Source organism: Gleimia hominis (assembly GCF_002871945.2).
Classification (GTDB): Bacteria; Actinomycetota; Actinomycetes; order Actinomycetales; family Actinomycetaceae; genus Gleimia; species Gleimia hominis_A.
On the sequence record NZ_CP126963.1, the window covers coordinates 184,192 to 199,298 of the forward strand.

Sequence of the window (15,107 nt, forward strand, 5' to 3'; positions counted from 1 at the left end):
CCTGTCAGCAGACACTGAGCTGCAACAGCTGGCACACCATCCGCGCCACTGGCTGCGCGGGACACAAAACGGCGCTGAGGATACAAAAGAATGCTGAACTGGTTTTCCCTGATACTGCCATTTTTCTTGGCGCTCGTAGTGATTTACGTGCCGGGCGTGATGCTCCTATCCGCGCTCGGCACGCGCCGCTTCAACATGTGGGCATTCGCTCCCGCCGTGTCGATCGCGTGGGTTGCGGGCCTGGCGGTCGCGTTGCCCCTCTTAGACCTACAGTTTTCGTGGCCCCCACTAGTTATCGCCACGCTGGCTGCGTTCGCTGTCCTACATTTCCTGCGGTATATCTTCTTGAGGTTCTTCGCGACCCGGCTGATTTCTCGCCAACCTCAGTCTGGTGAACTCCGCGCTGCGAGTGACTTCCAGTTGGAGACCGGTAGCGCAAGCAAGCGGCCGCGGATCGGCCCGGCCGTATGGGGGACGCTAATCAGCTTCCCATTCGCACTCGGAGCATTCATCGCCGGAATTAAAGACCCGCATCTGCCACCGCAAACTTGGGACGGCATCTTCCACCTGTCCGCAATCCGGTGGATCCTCGAGTCCGGCAACGGATCCACCCGCAACCTCGCCGCCGTGGCAACCATGCTGCAAGAAAACCAGTCCGTCCGCGGCGGCCTCTACCCAGCTGCGTTCCACGACATCGCCGCCCTCATCACCCCGGGCACAGACGTGATCGTCGCAGCAAACGCCCTGTCGCTCATCACCTGCGCGGTCATCTGGCCGATGGCAGCCGCATGCCTCGCGGCGGTACTCGCACCCGGCCGACGGTTCGTACCGGTTGCCGTGGCGCTCGCGGCAACCACGTACTCCACCTTCCCAGAGCTCACCGCCACGCGCGGTACCCTCTGGCCCCTCACCCTGTCGTACGCACTCCTGCCGCTCCTACTGGCGGGCTTAGTACAGCTGTTCCTTGCCGCGCCCCCACGTGCGCTGCGTGTGCGTACAGCTGCCCTGTGCCTCGTCGTCACGCTTGCGATTGGCCTGGCCCACCCGCAGGGCGTGCTGGCAGCGATCGTGCCACTCGTGTTCCTCATGCTATTTGGGACGTTCAAAATCTTGAGGAACTGGCGGCTCTACCACGCGGGTCAATACCTGGTGCTGGGGCTGTGCCTGCTGGGAACAGTCGGGGGGATAGCGCTGATCTACCGGATGCGCCTGTGGGAATGGTTTGCCGAATGGGAATCGCAGCGCATCGTTGAAGGTAATGCGCTGCGCGAACTGGTGAAACTGGGGCTAGACGTGCAAAGCCCCTACCGGATCCCGGCGGTTGCGCTGGGAATTGTGCTGCTCGTTGGCATGGTGGTGTGCGTGCGGCGGTTGCAAACCCTGTGGCTCGTGGCCGCGTGGATTGTGTTCGCCTGGGTATACATCGCGTTGCAAACAGACCAGCTGCCCGGCTACCAACTGGCCGCTTTCTGGTACTACGACCAAGCGCGCCTGGGGGGAATACTCCCGATTTTCGGTGCCGTTATGGCTGGGATCGGGTTAGACGCGCTGCGGCACGTTGGTAAACCCCGGTTCGGGGCGCGTGCGCGCCAGTGGGGGGCGGTTACCACCACAGTCGTGTTTATAATCGCTTCGCTCGGCCTGGGCGTGGCGGAGGCGCAGGCGAAATTTGCGCAGTTCTACCAGTACAAACCCGGGGTGGGGCCAAACTCGCTGGTGAGCGCAGATGAGATCCAGATGATTAAACGCCTGGGCAACAAACTCCAACCCGGTGGCGTGGTTATAGGGGACCCGCGGGCAGGCACTACATTGGTGTACGCACTAACGGGCCAACCCGTGTTGTTCCGTCACCTGGATGGCGCGTGGCAGTACCCGCAGTACTACATCGGCCAGTACTTCGACAAGTTCGGTCACGACGCCCCCCTGTGCGAGCGGATTGCGCAGCACAAGATCAAGTACGTGTACGCCGACAGCTCACACTACTGGATTGGGAAGCAATCCGACGGGCAATTCGACGGGCTAGCCAAGTTCAAACCCGAAGCGTTCCCCGATGCCCTCAAGCTAATAGACAAGGCCGACGGGGCTCGCGTGTTCGAAATCAAAAACTGCCCCGTCCATAAATAACGCGCAAAAAAGTACGTAATGCGGGCGCGGGTACATGTAATGCCAGAATATGTGCGGAACAGGGGGAGCGGCGCTCTATGCAAGTGGGGCACGAGAACGCGCGCGTATCACCGAGGCCAAGCGGCTTATCCAACGAAGCGGTTAATGAACCCTAACCCAAGAGCGTTTGCTTCCAATAGGGCCCGCCGCTTCCACGTCAACGCCCGCACCAGCGGGTTCTCGCGCCACTTCGGATACAGGGTCCGCAGCGTGTCGCGCAGCACCGGCAGTTCGGGGGCGCGCCGATCAATCTCATACACCCGCCGGTAAGTAGCCGCCATCAAATGAACCACCGCTAAAAACTCCGCCTCCAAGTACACGCGTGGATCGTCAAAATCTAACGCGTACTGCGTAAGCATCTTCGCCACCGGAATAATATCCAGGTTCTGCCGCAAATCTGGCGTGTTCATAATCGAACCTACCCGGTTGAAGTACCAGCACAACGGCTTGCGACTCACCCGGATGCCACGCGCCGCCATGGTAAGACGCGGCAGAGTCGCCAGGTCCTCATAAATCAAACCCGGTGGAAAATCCAAGCCAGAACGATCAAACAAACTCCGGGCAATCACCCGCATCCCCACCTGAATATCCAAGTTCACCAACCACGGTGCCTGCGTCACACTTGGGAACCGACGCTTCACATTCGCATGCCCTTCAATTCGATGCCGCTGCGGATGCATATACGTCATAAGCACGCGCTCATCACCCGACAAATCCGCATTCTTCAACACCATCGGGTACGCGAACAATTCCGTGTCCGCCGCCCACCTATCCAGGTCCGCTTTTATTACCTTGAGGGCACCTGGCGCAACCATGTCGTCAGCGTCCACGAACCAAATGAAATCCCCCCGGACTTCACGCAACGCCGTGTTCCGCGCCTTCGACACCCCACCGTTCTTCTGCGTCACCACCCGCAGCCGCCGATCCGCTTCGAACTGCGCGACAATCTGCATCGACCCATCCGTGGAACCATCGTTGACGATCAGGACCTCAACCCAATCGCAGTTGTGTGCCGCCTCAAAAATAGATGACAAACACGCCCGCAGATACTGCTCTTTGTTGTACAGGGGAATCGCAATCGACAACAGGGGAGTATTAACCACAGCAGACTTCCTATATAGGTAGAATCGTTGAGGACAATTGTAGACTACCCGCGTGAGTAGCGGACGGGGACGAAAACACGGTTACGTAAGCGGCAGGCCACGGCGAAACCGCCTCGCTTCGTGAACCGTGGGCAACTGCGGATAGGTGCGGATAGGTGCGCGCCCATTACGGGTGGTTGCTCGCGAGTGGCGGGCGCGTATGCTGGAGAGGTTCAAGAGGAGGGACTAGGTGGGGAAACTCAAACAGAGATTCGCGGGTAGACGCGGCACTCTGGCGAAGAACACGTTCTTCCTGTACATCCTCATATTCTCCAGCTATGTTCTTGGCGCCATCACAATCCCTTACCAAACCAGGGTCATGGGCCCGCAGATTTATGGCAAACTCAACTGGGCGATAGCGACCATGGCGTACTTTGCGCTCCTCATTGACTTTGGCTACATGCTTTCGGGTACCGAACAGGTTGCGCGCAACCGCGAGAACCGCGAAGAAATCGAACGCATCGTCGGTGGCATCACTATAAACAAAGTGGTGACCGTGCTGATCGGCCTGGTCGTTCTGGTTCCCCTGGCGTTCACCTGGTCGAAGATGAACACCGACCCGTGGTTCTACATCCTCGTGTATTTCTCTACCGTGTCGGCATCTTTTATGCTCGACTTCTTCTACCGCGGAATAGAACAGATGAAAGTGATCACGATGCGCACCGTTGGCATCCGCGTCATCTTCACCATCTGCATCTTCATTTTCTTACGCGAACCGGCGGACTACTGGGTTGTACCCGCCATGTCTTTAATAGGCGACCTGCTTTCGCTCGGGTTCGTTTACTACTACATGGTGAGGAAGTTGGGTTACCGCATAGTGTTTCCAAACTGGCGGTACTGCTGGGAACTCGCGCGCTACTCATCGATCTTCTTCTACTCCCGTGTTGCTGCCTCCGTGTACTCGTCAACGAACATGTTCCTGGTGGGCATCATTAACCCGGTGGGAGCACTCATCACGGGGGCGTACGCGTCGGCCGACAAAATACTGCAAACCATGCGGCTGGGGCTCGGGCCGATTGCCGATAGTCTCTACCCGTACATGGTGCGTAACCGCGACTTCAAGCTGTTGAAGAAACTACTTATTTGGCTGATGCCCCCAGTGGTTATTGGCGCCGCCATAATCGCGATTTGGGCCAAACCCATCTGCGTGTTCATCCTCGGCAGCGAGTACGCGCAAGCGGGGGAACTGCTGCGCCTGATGATGCCTATCTTTGTGGTTACGCTGCCGATATTCCTCCTTTCGTTCCCCACGCTGGGGGCAATGGGGCATTCGAGGGCCGTTAACAACTCCGTGTTCGCCGCCTGCGCCGTACACGTGGTACTGCTCGCGATCCTGTACGCCACCTCCACTTTGAGTGCGAAGTCAATTATCTGGTGCACCCTATTTACACAAATCATTGAGCTGTCGTACTGCGTTGGAGCGATCTACAAGTACCGTGAGGAATTGAAACCAGCGGAAGCTGAACCCCAGGTAACTGACGGGCATCCGGACGTAACCGAAGCCCGCTCAGCATCGGCATGCGAAGAGGAAGAATGAGAGGCACATGAACGACACCCCTGAGGTCTCTACCAACCGTGATTCTTCCGCGGCCCAACCGGCAGCGTCCCCCTCGGATTCGTGGCACCGTTGGGTAGATCCAGCGCGTTCGCATACCTTGCTGCGCGCAGTGGTTAACCCGCTGTATTGCTTCAGCGCGTACCTCACGTTTTTATTTTTGAATCAAACGCAACTGCTTAACGCGCACCTGCGTTACGTGCAGTACGGGCTCGTGCTGTGGGCGGCAGTGGTGATCGGGCATAAAGCCGTGTTCGACCGCGCGTGGTGGCGGGTGCGGTACTTAAAAATCCTGCTGTGCTTGCTTCCTGTGGCGGCGTTAACGGCGCTGCTAACCGGACTCACAGAACCCGCGTTCAACGTGGTGGATCAGGTTAAATCCGCGATCTTACTGTGCGTATCCCTGATGCTTGCCTACCCGCTGGGTGGGTATCTTGCGCGTTCGCGCACCCCCGTGAAAGATGCGGTGGTGGCATTTTGCCCGGCGGCAACGGTCGTTTTACTGCAAGCGCTAGGGGTGATTGTAACGTTTCTGGCGCGCGTGAGTTTTTGGTACGGGCGGCCTGGGGCGGAACACTTTGTGGGCGTGCGGTTCATTAACTACGACCCAACCCACCGGCCCATGATCGTTTTTGGACTCAACGAAGATTCCAACCACGCGGCCCTTTTCGCAATTGTCGCGCTAGTGTTCTTTTTCTGGCTGTTTGCCCACCGAAATAAGTTTGAGGCAGCGTGGGTGCGGCGCGTAATCACAGCGGTGCACGCAGTGGCGTGGGTGGTGTTGCCGGTCGCGATGATCCTTTCTAACTCCCGCGGGGCCAAGGTAGCGCTGTACGTTTCATTGCTGTTAGTTGCCCCGATTGCGGTGCGAGCCCGCTGGCGCACGCTCTCTAGCCGGCAGCGAGCCAAACGCGGCCTCGTGTCCGTGGTGGTCGCACTGCTTGCGGTAACAGGCACCGGGGTTGCTGTCCAGTGGGCAGCCAGCATGTACCTCACGGAAATAACGAACACGTACGTGGATCGCCACGGGTTCTTGGTGACGGGGGATTTGACGCCGAAAGAAAAGAAAGATGAGGGCGCGCAAAAACCCACGGTGGAGCAAGACAAGGGCGCGGTAGTTCGGTCTGTGCGCAGTGCGATCTGGGCGGACACGCTGAAGATTTGGAGCCACCGCCCAGTGCTGGGAATCGGGCCGTACAACACGCGGATTGCCGCGGCGGAATACGGGGTGGGAACCCCCGAGTCTTACATTCGTATCAGCGGCGTAGTGCATAACTCGTACTTGGATGTGCTGGTCTACTACGGGTTAGCTGGGGTGGCTGTGTACTTAACTGCAGGCACGGCGGTGATAGGGCGCACCGTTCGGCGATTGCGAGGCTCAGGGAACCTTTTGGGGCAGCCCGCTTACCCAGATGCTTCGGATACGTGCATTATCTTTGCCGCGGTATTCATAGGTGTGGGCATGGCGTTCTTGTCTTCCCTTTATCTTGGTTTCGATTGCCTGCAAGGAATACTCATGGTGCTCGGCGGTTTCTTAGCCAACCGAAAGAGCGAACCAGCGCGTATAGTGGTGCAAAAACCAATGGTGCAAAATTGAGGAAAACAAACTGTAAGTGCAGCGGAAGCTAATCTGTAAGCACGGCAGTAGCTAATCTGTAAGCGCAGCGCCGCCCGTGGGTGGCTGGGAAAGATGGAGGGACGCGTTGGAGAGTCCGCTAGTCACGGTGGTTATCCCCGTGTACAACATGGAGCCGTACCTGGCCGCTAGTTTGCGGTCGGTGTGCAACCAGGATTACCAGAACCTGCAGATCATTGCGGTTGACGATGGTTCCATCGACGGGTCGGGCAGCATTTTGGATGAGTGGGATGATCCGCGGCTGCAGGTACTGCACGTGCCTAACGGGGGATTGTCGTCGGCGCGTAACCTGGGGCTTAACCAGGCGAAGGGGGAATACGTAGTCTTCTTTGATTCCGACGACTTACTTCGCCCCAACTACGTGTCCGCCCTGCTCGATGCCGCGCGGGATACGGGCGCGGACGTGGCGGTGTGCGGTTTGGAATCGTTTGCCGACGGAACCACCCCTGAGTTAGATAAGCGCCCGCCCAGGCCCAATGGCTCGCCCAGGTCCACTGGTCACCCCCGCTCGGATGCAGGTGCGTGTGCGCAGGCAGATGCAAGTGGGAACAAGGGGGCAAATGCGGACGCGAATGCAAATGCCGACGCGAATGCGGAAGCGAACACGGGGCACGGGCAGTCGCGAATGCCGGTGAATCTGTTGACGTCCGATCGGGCGATTGACGCTATGTACAGCACTGACACGCTCGCGCAGTTCACGGTTGCTTGGGCAAGGTTGCTGCACCGCCGGATCTACCGCGGGTTACGTTTTCCAGTTGGGATGATTCATGAGGACGTGGGGACCGCGCTTGGTGTTTACCAGCAGGCCAATGCGGTGGCGGTAGTGGATGCGCCCCTGTACTTGTATCGGGATACTCCGGGGTCGATTATGAACCAGGATCCGCGGTGGAATCGGTTGGATGCGTTGAAGTTCTACGAGCGGGACGCGCGGGATTTAGCGCGTGAGGGGAGTGAGCACGCGGTGCAGGCGCTACACTGCGCATTCAAAACGGCGATCTCTAACCTCGCGTGGTTCTCTAAGTACCCCCACATGCGTGCCGACCCGCGGTTCAACAAGCTGAAAGCGCACGTTCAAGTACTGGCCCGCCGCGTGCTTGCCAACTATGCACAAAACAGGCGTCAAACTGAGGGGCCACAACTGCGGGCGTGCGCATTCTGGCGGCACCCACAAATACTCTGGCGGCAACTACAAGCAGGGGCCAGTTCCCAACAACGGCGAGTAAACAGCTACACACCTAACCCCGGGGCGGGAAGCAACTTGCCTCACCCCAGCGTTTTGGAAAAAGCGATTCTGCACGCATTCGCAACCAGCTCAGATTTAGCTCTGCCAATCTACCGGGCGGCCCTAGAACTAAAGCAGCGCGGAAATTAAAGCGACTTGGGATCTTGAATCGCCTGCTACTAGGCGAGTTAGGGAACTCATGTCGCCTGCTACTAGCCTGGGACCTCAAACCGCGCTAGAACTGTGGACTTGGCCCTGCTGATCGAGGGTGAGCCACCGAGCGCCGCGCAGTAACTCCCGGTTCGGCTCACCGGTAACCAGTAGGGCAGTGGAGGCAACTTCCGCGCGGATACCACTGTCGCAGATCACGCTCGCTTGCCGCACCCCACTGTCGGATGGGCAGCCGGCGCGCGGGTCAATCACGTGATGCACCATCTGGCCGTGCACCAGTTGGGGCAAGCGCTGCAGGTAGTCGCCGGACGTGGACAGCGCTCCGCGAAAACGCACGGTGGTTGCCACGCCCTCATGATTCAAATCGGAAATCCCAACCCGCCAAGAATCATCCGTAGACGAAATCGAAGAAGTCCCGACGGAAACCAACGCGGAATCAACGCCACGTGCGACGCACAGGTCTCGCAACTGGTCTGCGGCCGCGCCTTTCGCCACTCCGTCGAGGTTCAACAGCGCGCCACCGCGCACCCGGTACTCACACGCCCCCCGTTTTTGCAGTAACTGCGGGTCACACTGCTGGCGAGCCCGCATCACCACGTCATCGGAAGGCAGCTGTGGATCCTGGCCATTCGCGATGGCCGCGGCCCAGCGTTTAACACTCCACAGGCGAGCTAAACGGCCAATTACCGGGGTAAACGCGCCGCCCGAGGTCGCGGCATAAGCAAGTGCGGCGTCCAACAGCTCAGCGGTGAGTGGCGCCACCGTAACCCACTGTCCGGCCGCACGGTTTACCCGCGACACGTCCGAATCCTCAATGAAACGCGACCACAACCGCTCCTGATACGCCAACAGCTGCGCAAGCGCGTCAGGCAACGCAGCAGAAATGCGCCCGCGCGCCCACACGTCAACGACCGTTCCCATGGCCGGTAAAGACAAATGCCAAATCGGTTCGTCCTGGTCCGCTGGGCTCGGTGCATGGGGCGCTCGCCCCGCCCCGGTGCCCGTTCTGTGCGAGGTTCCCGTTCTGTGCGAAACGAAACCGCTTGGGCGCGAACCTCGTTCTGCCTCGCGTGCCCCACCCGCCCGATGGTGAGGGTGAGCATTCGCCTGGGAGTGGGGGTTAGTAGTCGGACTCATCTAGTTCCAGGTCGGGCACGGTAACGGAATCGACCGTGCCATCATCCTCCCGGCCTTGCGCCTTTAAGATTGCGCGTGCGGCCGCTTGGATGAACTGTGAATGCCCCACAGTGGCCCCAGAGATCACCGCGATCTCATCAGGATTTTGCTTTTCCACCAGGGCGTGTGCGTACTGCCCGTAAGACGCAACGGCTTTCTGAGCGCTCTTGTAGTACTCTTCGTTACCGATCTGCCCGTCCGACGACTTGCCGTAGTTCGCGTCTTTCGCACTCCCGTCTTTGCGCAGCGTCACGTACTTCGCGTCCGCGATCTTGCCGTCTTTCACAGTGATCGTCACGTGCCCAACCGCCCCCTGGTTATCGGGGTTCGACGCGCCTTCAAACTGCCCGTCCTTCATGGGGGCCGACATGTCCACCAGCTGCGGTGCGGAACATGCTGCTAACAGTAGAGCCGAAAGCGCCCCCGCAGTTACCGCACTTTTTCGTTTCATTTCGCTTCTTTCGTAATGAGGGAACCCACCGGTTCCGTATCCGTCGCACCTTCCGCGTGGTACAGCTCGTTCACAATCTGCCCGTGGTCCAGCCGGATTTCCCGCTCCCCACGCGCCGCCACCGTCGTGTCGTGAGTAACGACAATCAGCGTTGTTCCGTCCGCGTGCAACTGGCGGAAGATATCGAGCACGATGTGTTCGTTTTTCGCATCCAAGTTACCGGTAGGTTCGTCAGCTAGCACTAGTTTCGGATAGTTAATGAGGGCCCGGGCTACGCACACTCGCTGCTGCTCACCGCCCGACAGTTGGCGGGGCAGGTGGGTTGCCCGATCCGCGAGCCCCACGCGATCCAGGGCTTCCAGCGCCTCTTTCTCGTCTGGCATCGAATGGTAGTACTGCGCTACCATCACGTTCTCCACCGCTGTTAAGTGGGGGATCAGGTGGAACTGCTGGAACACCAGGCCCACGGTTTCACGCCGAATCTGCGTCAAATCATCTTTCGACGCGGTGGAAATGTCGTGGCGGTCCAACACCACTTTGCCTTTAGATGCCGTGTCCATGCAGCCAATAATGTTCATCATGGTGGTTTTCCCAGACCCAGATGGCCCCACGATGGACAGCCACTCGCCGGGCGTTACCTTCAGGTTCACCCGGTCTAGCGCGTGCAGCTCCCCGTAGATTTTCGAAACGTCCTCAAGTTCTAACAACGTTTTATTCGACATAGCTAGTTCTTCTACTCTCCCTATTCCCCACGCAGAACCAGCGCGGGATCAACGTCTACGGCGCGGCGTACCGGCACCAAACTTGCAAGTGCAGACACCGCGATGGCAGCCAGTATGGTCACCAGCAGGATCCACGGGTGCAGGCCGATCGAACGGTGGAACACGGACGAAGACACGGCTCCCGCGAGCGCGAACCCGAGGATTGCCCCGCCTAAACCACCAACCAGGCCAATGACGATGCCTTCACCGAGGAACTCGCCGACTATCGAACGGTTTGACGCCCCTAGTGCTTTACGCAGCCCGATTTCGTTGCGCCGCTCCGTCACCACCGCCATCATCGTGGTGGATACCCCGATCATGATGAGGGCCAGCACCACGACCGTGATGATGCCCATCAGGGACCGCAGCATGTTCAGCACGTTCGCATCCGAATGTGCCAGGCGGGCAACCGGTTCGGCAGAAACTCCTTTCGCGGCCGCCTGCATGTGTTCCGCCGCTGTGTTGAGCGCCGCTTCGTCCGCTGCGATTGAAAACTCCGCGACCGTCAGCGCCGTTTTCTTACCCGTCAGCGTGTTCACGTTCTTGTAGTCCGTGTACACGAACGCGTCCTCTGGCCCACCGGTTTCGACGATGCCACTGATTTTCAAGTCAACCGTGTTCGCGGATTCGCCGGCACCCGGCGCTGCCGCCTGCGCATCGGAAGCATTCGGTTCTTCAGGTCCGCTCATACCCTCCATGTGGGCTTTACCGTCGTTACCGTTACTGTCGTGGTCGTGCGGGGATTCCGATTGCTTTTCTTCTTTAGTGGGGGCGTTCCCCACTTTTTTCGACACCATTTGTTTCAGCTTGAGGCTCTGGCCAACCTGCGCGCCGAACCGTTCCGCCACTTCTTTGCCCACTAGCGCATCAGTGGGGGAGGTGGGCCATTTCCCATCCACGTACCAGTACGGGTTGATGCGCTGCAAAGCCTCCACGTCGGTGCCCGCCGCCATGAACGGCATGTCGTTAATCAGTACCGGTTGGTACTCTAAGCCCACGGCTTCCACCAACTGTCCGCGCGGCACTGTGGACTTAGCGGCGTTTAGAACCTCAGGGGAAAAACCTTTTTCGGTATCATCTGGTAAGACCACCAGGTTCGCGCCGTAGCTACGCATTTCGCGGGCCATTTGCTTGGGCACGTCAATCGCGAGGGTAGCTAAACCAGACAGGGTGGTGGCGCCTATCATCACCGCTAGGATCGCGATTAAAACGCGGGAGCGGCGGCGCAACACGGATGACAGGATCATCCGCACGAACATTTTTCGCTTATTCATCAGTCAATCACCGTCCGTGTAGAACCTCAGCGGGCCGCAGTCGCAGCAGGTACCGCACCGCGGGAATACACCCGCCGAGCACCACCAGCAGCACCAGGGCCGACACAATTAGGGCCACTGCGGGCGCCACCGTTATGGATGAGGAAAACACCAGGTGGCCAATCAGCTGCGCCAACCCGACGCCCACGCCGAAACCAACTGCGCCACCAACCAGGCCGATCAGCAGAATCTCCGTCAGCAGCAGGCCCACCACGGAGCTGTCGCGGGCGCCAATGGCTTTCAGCAAACCGATCTCACGCGAACGTTCCATCACGTTAGCGGTAACGAGGTTCGCGATTGCCAGGGATGCGCCCGCCATCGCCAGGACTGTCACCAGCAGCATCAGCAACTGGGTTTTTTCTAGGATCATGCCTTCGGATTCCGACACGGCACGCACGGGGCGGGCCACGGAGTCGGTCATGACCTCTTCAATCTGGTATGCAATCGAAGACACGTACGCGGTGCAGTACCACGTTTCCCGCTCCGAAATGGACAGGGACTCGGGGTTCTTCGCGGCCTTGCGGGCAAGGTCGTTATCCGGCGTGGTCAGCGCCGACACTTCCACCTGCCCCACCGCACCCGGTTTGTTCAGCAGGGTTTGCGCCTGGTGGAGGGGCAGGAACAACTGATCGTCCTCGTCCCCACCCGTGGTGGCCACTGCCGCAACCGCAACCGTTTCGTCATGGCCGTTGCGCTGTACCTGCACGGTTCCACCCGGTTTCACCCCCAGTTTCTTAGCCAGCCGGGTACCCACAACCGCCTGTGGTTTTGTTTGGTCAGCGGCCGGTTTGGCGCGCTTGTCCGTATGTGTGCTAGCAGGAACTACGGTGCCAGCCTTGATTGTTTCCGCGCCTTCGGGGTTTTTCGCTTGAGGGGCAGCGTCCGTTGTCGACTTAGCGTCAGCCTGCGTGGTTGGCGCAGTTTCTTTTGGCCACTTTCCATCTAGCTTCCACCAGGGCCGCAGTTTCGCCAGCCCCGTGTCCACCTTGTCTCCGGTGGGCAGGTCCAGGTGCTCATCGAACCACGTGCCCACCACGGGCACAGTCTGCGCTGTATCAGACCCGTTTTTAACTTCAGCCTGCACGTTCAACAGTGGTGCGAAGTCCAAAATGTTGTACGTCCAGAAAATCGTCTTAATATTAGGCAGTTCAGATTCTTTGAGGTACGACTGCTGCTCTTTTTGATCATGGAACTGGTACAGGTCCTGCACAATCGCCGCGTCTTTTGGCCGAACCGTAATATTCGCACCATAAGACTTGAGCTCTTGATTCACCTTATCGCCCACGTCAAACATGACCGACAGCATGGACGCGGCCACGCACGTGCCGAGTGCCACGGTGAAAATAATCATGGCTCTACCGCCGCGCTGGCCCAGCAACGCTTTGCGTATCATCCGGAAAAACATTCACCTACCCCCTCACGCAAAAATCTTTTCGGAATCTTCAAGTACAGAAGTGGGGATTGTGATCTGCCCAGACGCAAGCTCGTAGTCAATCGGAATCGGGTTACAACCGCCCTTAAAGCCGATAGTGGCAATATTCATCGCCACTTCGCACAGCTTACAGATAACCTTGTCGTCTTTCTCGTAATACCCTGTGGCTCCGCAGATTTCACACGCGTCTAAGCCAATCCCGTACGACGAACCGGCTTTTTGGATCACAATAAAACGCACTGGAACTTTACCTTTGGTGGTGTATTCAAACCGGTGCAAGTGCCCATCATCCACCGCGGACAGGGGAATCACCGCGTGCCCGTCCTTCACATCAAACGGTTCCGGTGGGGAAAGCTGAACTTCTTTATACGCGTACTTCGCGCCCGCAGTCAACGTGAGCACGGAAGCGCTGAACGCCGCTAAGGTCAGGGCGCTGCGACGCGTGTAAGCTTTAGATTCTGCGCGTTTAATCCGCCGCGCCGCCGCGTTCGGCCCCCGCTTATCTGCTGTGATGGCTTTTACTAAGATTACTGCGGCTAATACCGCGCACACCAGTAGTGCGGCAAAAACAAACAGTTTCTCGTTATTAACCAGCCACAACAGGAACGTAACGGTCGATTGTGGCAGGTAGATAGCCCGAATCGAGTTCAGTAGCCGCACAATCAAGAAAATGTGGGTGGCAGACATGACGCCAATCAGTGCGGCTGAAGCCCAAGCGGCATACTGCGGGGCTGAACGCACTAGTTTCGCCACCCCGGCGCCGCACGCCACAACCAGTAGTAAGCCCAGCAAAAAGAACAGGGTGTTAAAGAACGTGTCAGAAGAAAAAACAGAGCTGGTAGCAGGCACCAAGGTTAAGGTCTGCATGTACACGCGTTGGGAATCGCGGAACACCGCCAGCACAATCCAGATGCAACCGGTGAACGCGGTGGCGTACCGCAGGGGGCGGGGTACCGGGTTAGTTAGTAGCCGCGGGTCAGTTTTAAGAGCCCGCGTCGTGTACCGCATACCTGCAAACAGTAGGCCAATCAAAATAAGCCCCAGCACCACTGTGGGTTCCAGGGTCGTTAGCGTTAGGCGTTGCCGGTCGAACCGGATAATAGAGTTCTCGTGCACGTACACGAACGCGAGGCCAAGAAGCGCTCCAATTAGGGTGGCCCACACGGTGTAGTGACGGCCGCGACCGCGAGTGGGGTAGCCGGTCGCTAAACGTAAAGTTGGGGTTAGTGCTCCAATGCTGAGCCCCACCAACAGCACAGCAGCAGTGACATCAACGAGATGCTTCACGGGACTCCTCTCCAATAAGTAACGTGAAGACAATCCGCTGACCCGCATGGACCGCAGGTCAGCGGCTTCGTCATCCTACCGGTTTAGTCCCAGTGGCTTACCACCAAGCGTTAGCCGGATCATAGTTCCAGTTATCAAACTCCGCCACCAGGTCTTCACCCCAGAAACGGCCTTTAACACCGGTCTCGGGGTCGGTGTGCAGCATCCAGCTGGACGCCTTCTCGGGCGACCTCACTTTGATCCGCAGCTTGTACGTACCCGCGTCGAGCTTCGGCAGGTTCAGCCCGTAGTGCGGGCCGTCAGACGCGTTCATCGGCATGAGGCTACCCGAGTGCACTTCTTTTCCACTGGACTGGTCGAGGATTTCGTAGTCCACGCCCAGGCCGGGAATGAAGTCGCCAGCACCGTAACCGAGGTCGTTGTCCGGCATTGCAGAAATGTCAGCCTCAAGGTGGATAGACGCTTCCTTAGCGGGGGTACCGCCCGCGTTTTCCGGGGTCATGGGAACGGGCTGGAAGTAGACCGCAGAAACCTTAATGGGCTTGACGATCACGTCATCACCGACGGGCTCTTCACGGAAGCCGGCGTCATCGTCGCCTCCGTCTTCTTTCTGGTCGTCACCCTTGTTTTCTTCTTGCGACTGTGACGCAGCGGTGTCTTTACCCGCATCCGCTTTGTCATCTTTCGCTTGCGGCGAGCACGCCGCGAGGGTTCCGGCCAGAGCCACGGCGGAACCGATGGCGAGTGCGCGCTTAAAAATAGTGTTCATTGAGTTGTCTCCACAGATTTGTCAATAAA

Annotated in this window: 12 protein-coding genes; 4 read left to right on the forward strand and 8 right to left on the reverse strand. The window is 58.6% G+C overall.

What is annotated here, in order from left to right; all coding sequences use genetic code 11:
* The first annotated feature begins 90 nt into the window (after window positions 1–90).
* Window positions 91–2,124 carry a DUF6541 family protein gene (locus CJ187_RS00885; RefSeq protein WP_102216172.1) on the forward strand — a complete coding sequence of 678 codons (2,034 nt, stop codon included), beginning with the start codon at window positions 91–93 and terminating at the stop codon, window positions 2,122–2,124.
* A gap of 125 nt (window positions 2,125–2,249) precedes the next feature.
* On the opposite strand, the gene CJ187_RS00890 is transcribed toward CJ187_RS00885, so the two are convergent.
* On the reverse strand, window positions 2,250–3,266 hold the full coding sequence (locus tag CJ187_RS00890; RefSeq protein ID WP_102216171.1) for a glycosyltransferase family 2 protein: 1,017 nt from the start codon (window positions 3,264–3,266) through the stop codon (window positions 2,250–2,252).
* A gap of 229 nt (window positions 3,267–3,495) precedes the next feature.
* Here CJ187_RS00890 and CJ187_RS00895 point away from each other — a divergent pair, with 229 nt between their 5' ends.
* The 3 genes from CJ187_RS00895 (at window position 3,496) to CJ187_RS00905 (ending at window position 7,868) form a co-directional block, all read left to right on the forward strand.
* Window positions 3,496–4,842 (forward strand): oligosaccharide flippase family protein, encoded by a 1,347-nt coding sequence (locus CJ187_RS00895; protein WP_102216170.1) that lies wholly within the window; start codon window positions 3,496–3,498, stop codon window positions 4,840–4,842.
* A 7-nt stretch (window positions 4,843–4,849) separates the two neighbouring features.
* Window positions 4,850–6,457, forward strand: a complete 1,608-nt coding sequence (locus CJ187_RS00900; RefSeq protein WP_102216169.1) for an O-antigen ligase family protein — start codon at window positions 4,850–4,852, stop codon at window positions 6,455–6,457.
* A 106-nt stretch (window positions 6,458–6,563) separates the two neighbouring features.
* Window positions 6,564–7,868, forward strand: a complete 1,305-nt coding sequence (locus tag CJ187_RS00905; RefSeq protein WP_146003062.1) for a glycosyltransferase family 2 protein — start codon at window positions 6,564–6,566, stop codon at window positions 7,866–7,868.
* A 75-nt stretch (window positions 7,869–7,943) separates the two neighbouring features.
* Here CJ187_RS00905 and CJ187_RS00910 read toward each other — a convergent pair whose 3' ends face one another.
* The 7 genes from CJ187_RS00910 to CJ187_RS00940 form a co-directional block, all read right to left on the reverse strand.
* A complete protein-coding gene (locus CJ187_RS00910) occupies window positions 7,944–9,026 on the reverse strand; it encodes an FAD:protein FMN transferase (RefSeq protein WP_102216167.1) in 1,083 nt (360 codons plus the stop codon).
* Window positions 9,010–9,516 (reverse strand): FMN-binding protein, encoded by a 507-nt coding sequence (locus CJ187_RS00915; RefSeq protein ID WP_102216166.1) that lies wholly within the window; start codon window positions 9,514–9,516, stop codon window positions 9,010–9,012. The genes CJ187_RS00910 and CJ187_RS00915 overlap by 17 nt, the downstream gene beginning before the upstream one ends.
* Window positions 9,513–10,238 carry an ABC transporter ATP-binding protein gene (locus tag CJ187_RS00920; RefSeq protein ID WP_102216165.1) on the reverse strand — a complete coding sequence of 242 codons (726 nt, stop codon included), beginning with the start codon at window positions 10,236–10,238 and terminating at the stop codon, window positions 9,513–9,515. Before CJ187_RS00920 ends, CJ187_RS00915 begins: the two co-directional genes overlap by 4 nt.
* A 20-nt stretch (window positions 10,239–10,258) precedes the next feature.
* Window positions 10,259–11,551 carry an ABC transporter permease gene (locus CJ187_RS00925; protein ID WP_102216164.1) on the reverse strand — a complete coding sequence of 431 codons (1,293 nt, stop codon included), beginning with the start codon at window positions 11,549–11,551 and terminating at the stop codon, window positions 10,259–10,261.
* Between the two features lie 7 nt (window positions 11,552–11,558).
* Window positions 11,559–12,995: an ABC transporter permease gene (locus CJ187_RS00930; protein WP_102216163.1), complete on the reverse strand. Its 1,437-nt coding sequence runs from the start codon at window positions 12,993–12,995 to the stop codon at window positions 11,559–11,561.
* 12 nt (window positions 12,996–13,007) lie between these two features.
* Complete coding sequence (locus CJ187_RS00935) at window positions 13,008–14,309, reverse strand: Fe-S-containing protein (RefSeq protein ID WP_158237713.1); 1,302 nt, start codon at window positions 14,307–14,309, stop codon at window positions 13,008–13,010.
* Between the two features lie 97 nt (window positions 14,310–14,406).
* The gene (locus CJ187_RS00940; protein ID WP_102216161.1) at window positions 14,407–15,078 is read right to left on the reverse strand and encodes an iron transporter; all 672 of its coding nucleotides are present in this window, start codon (window positions 15,076–15,078) and stop codon (window positions 14,407–14,409) included.
* Window positions 15,079–15,107: the final 29 nt, after the last annotated feature.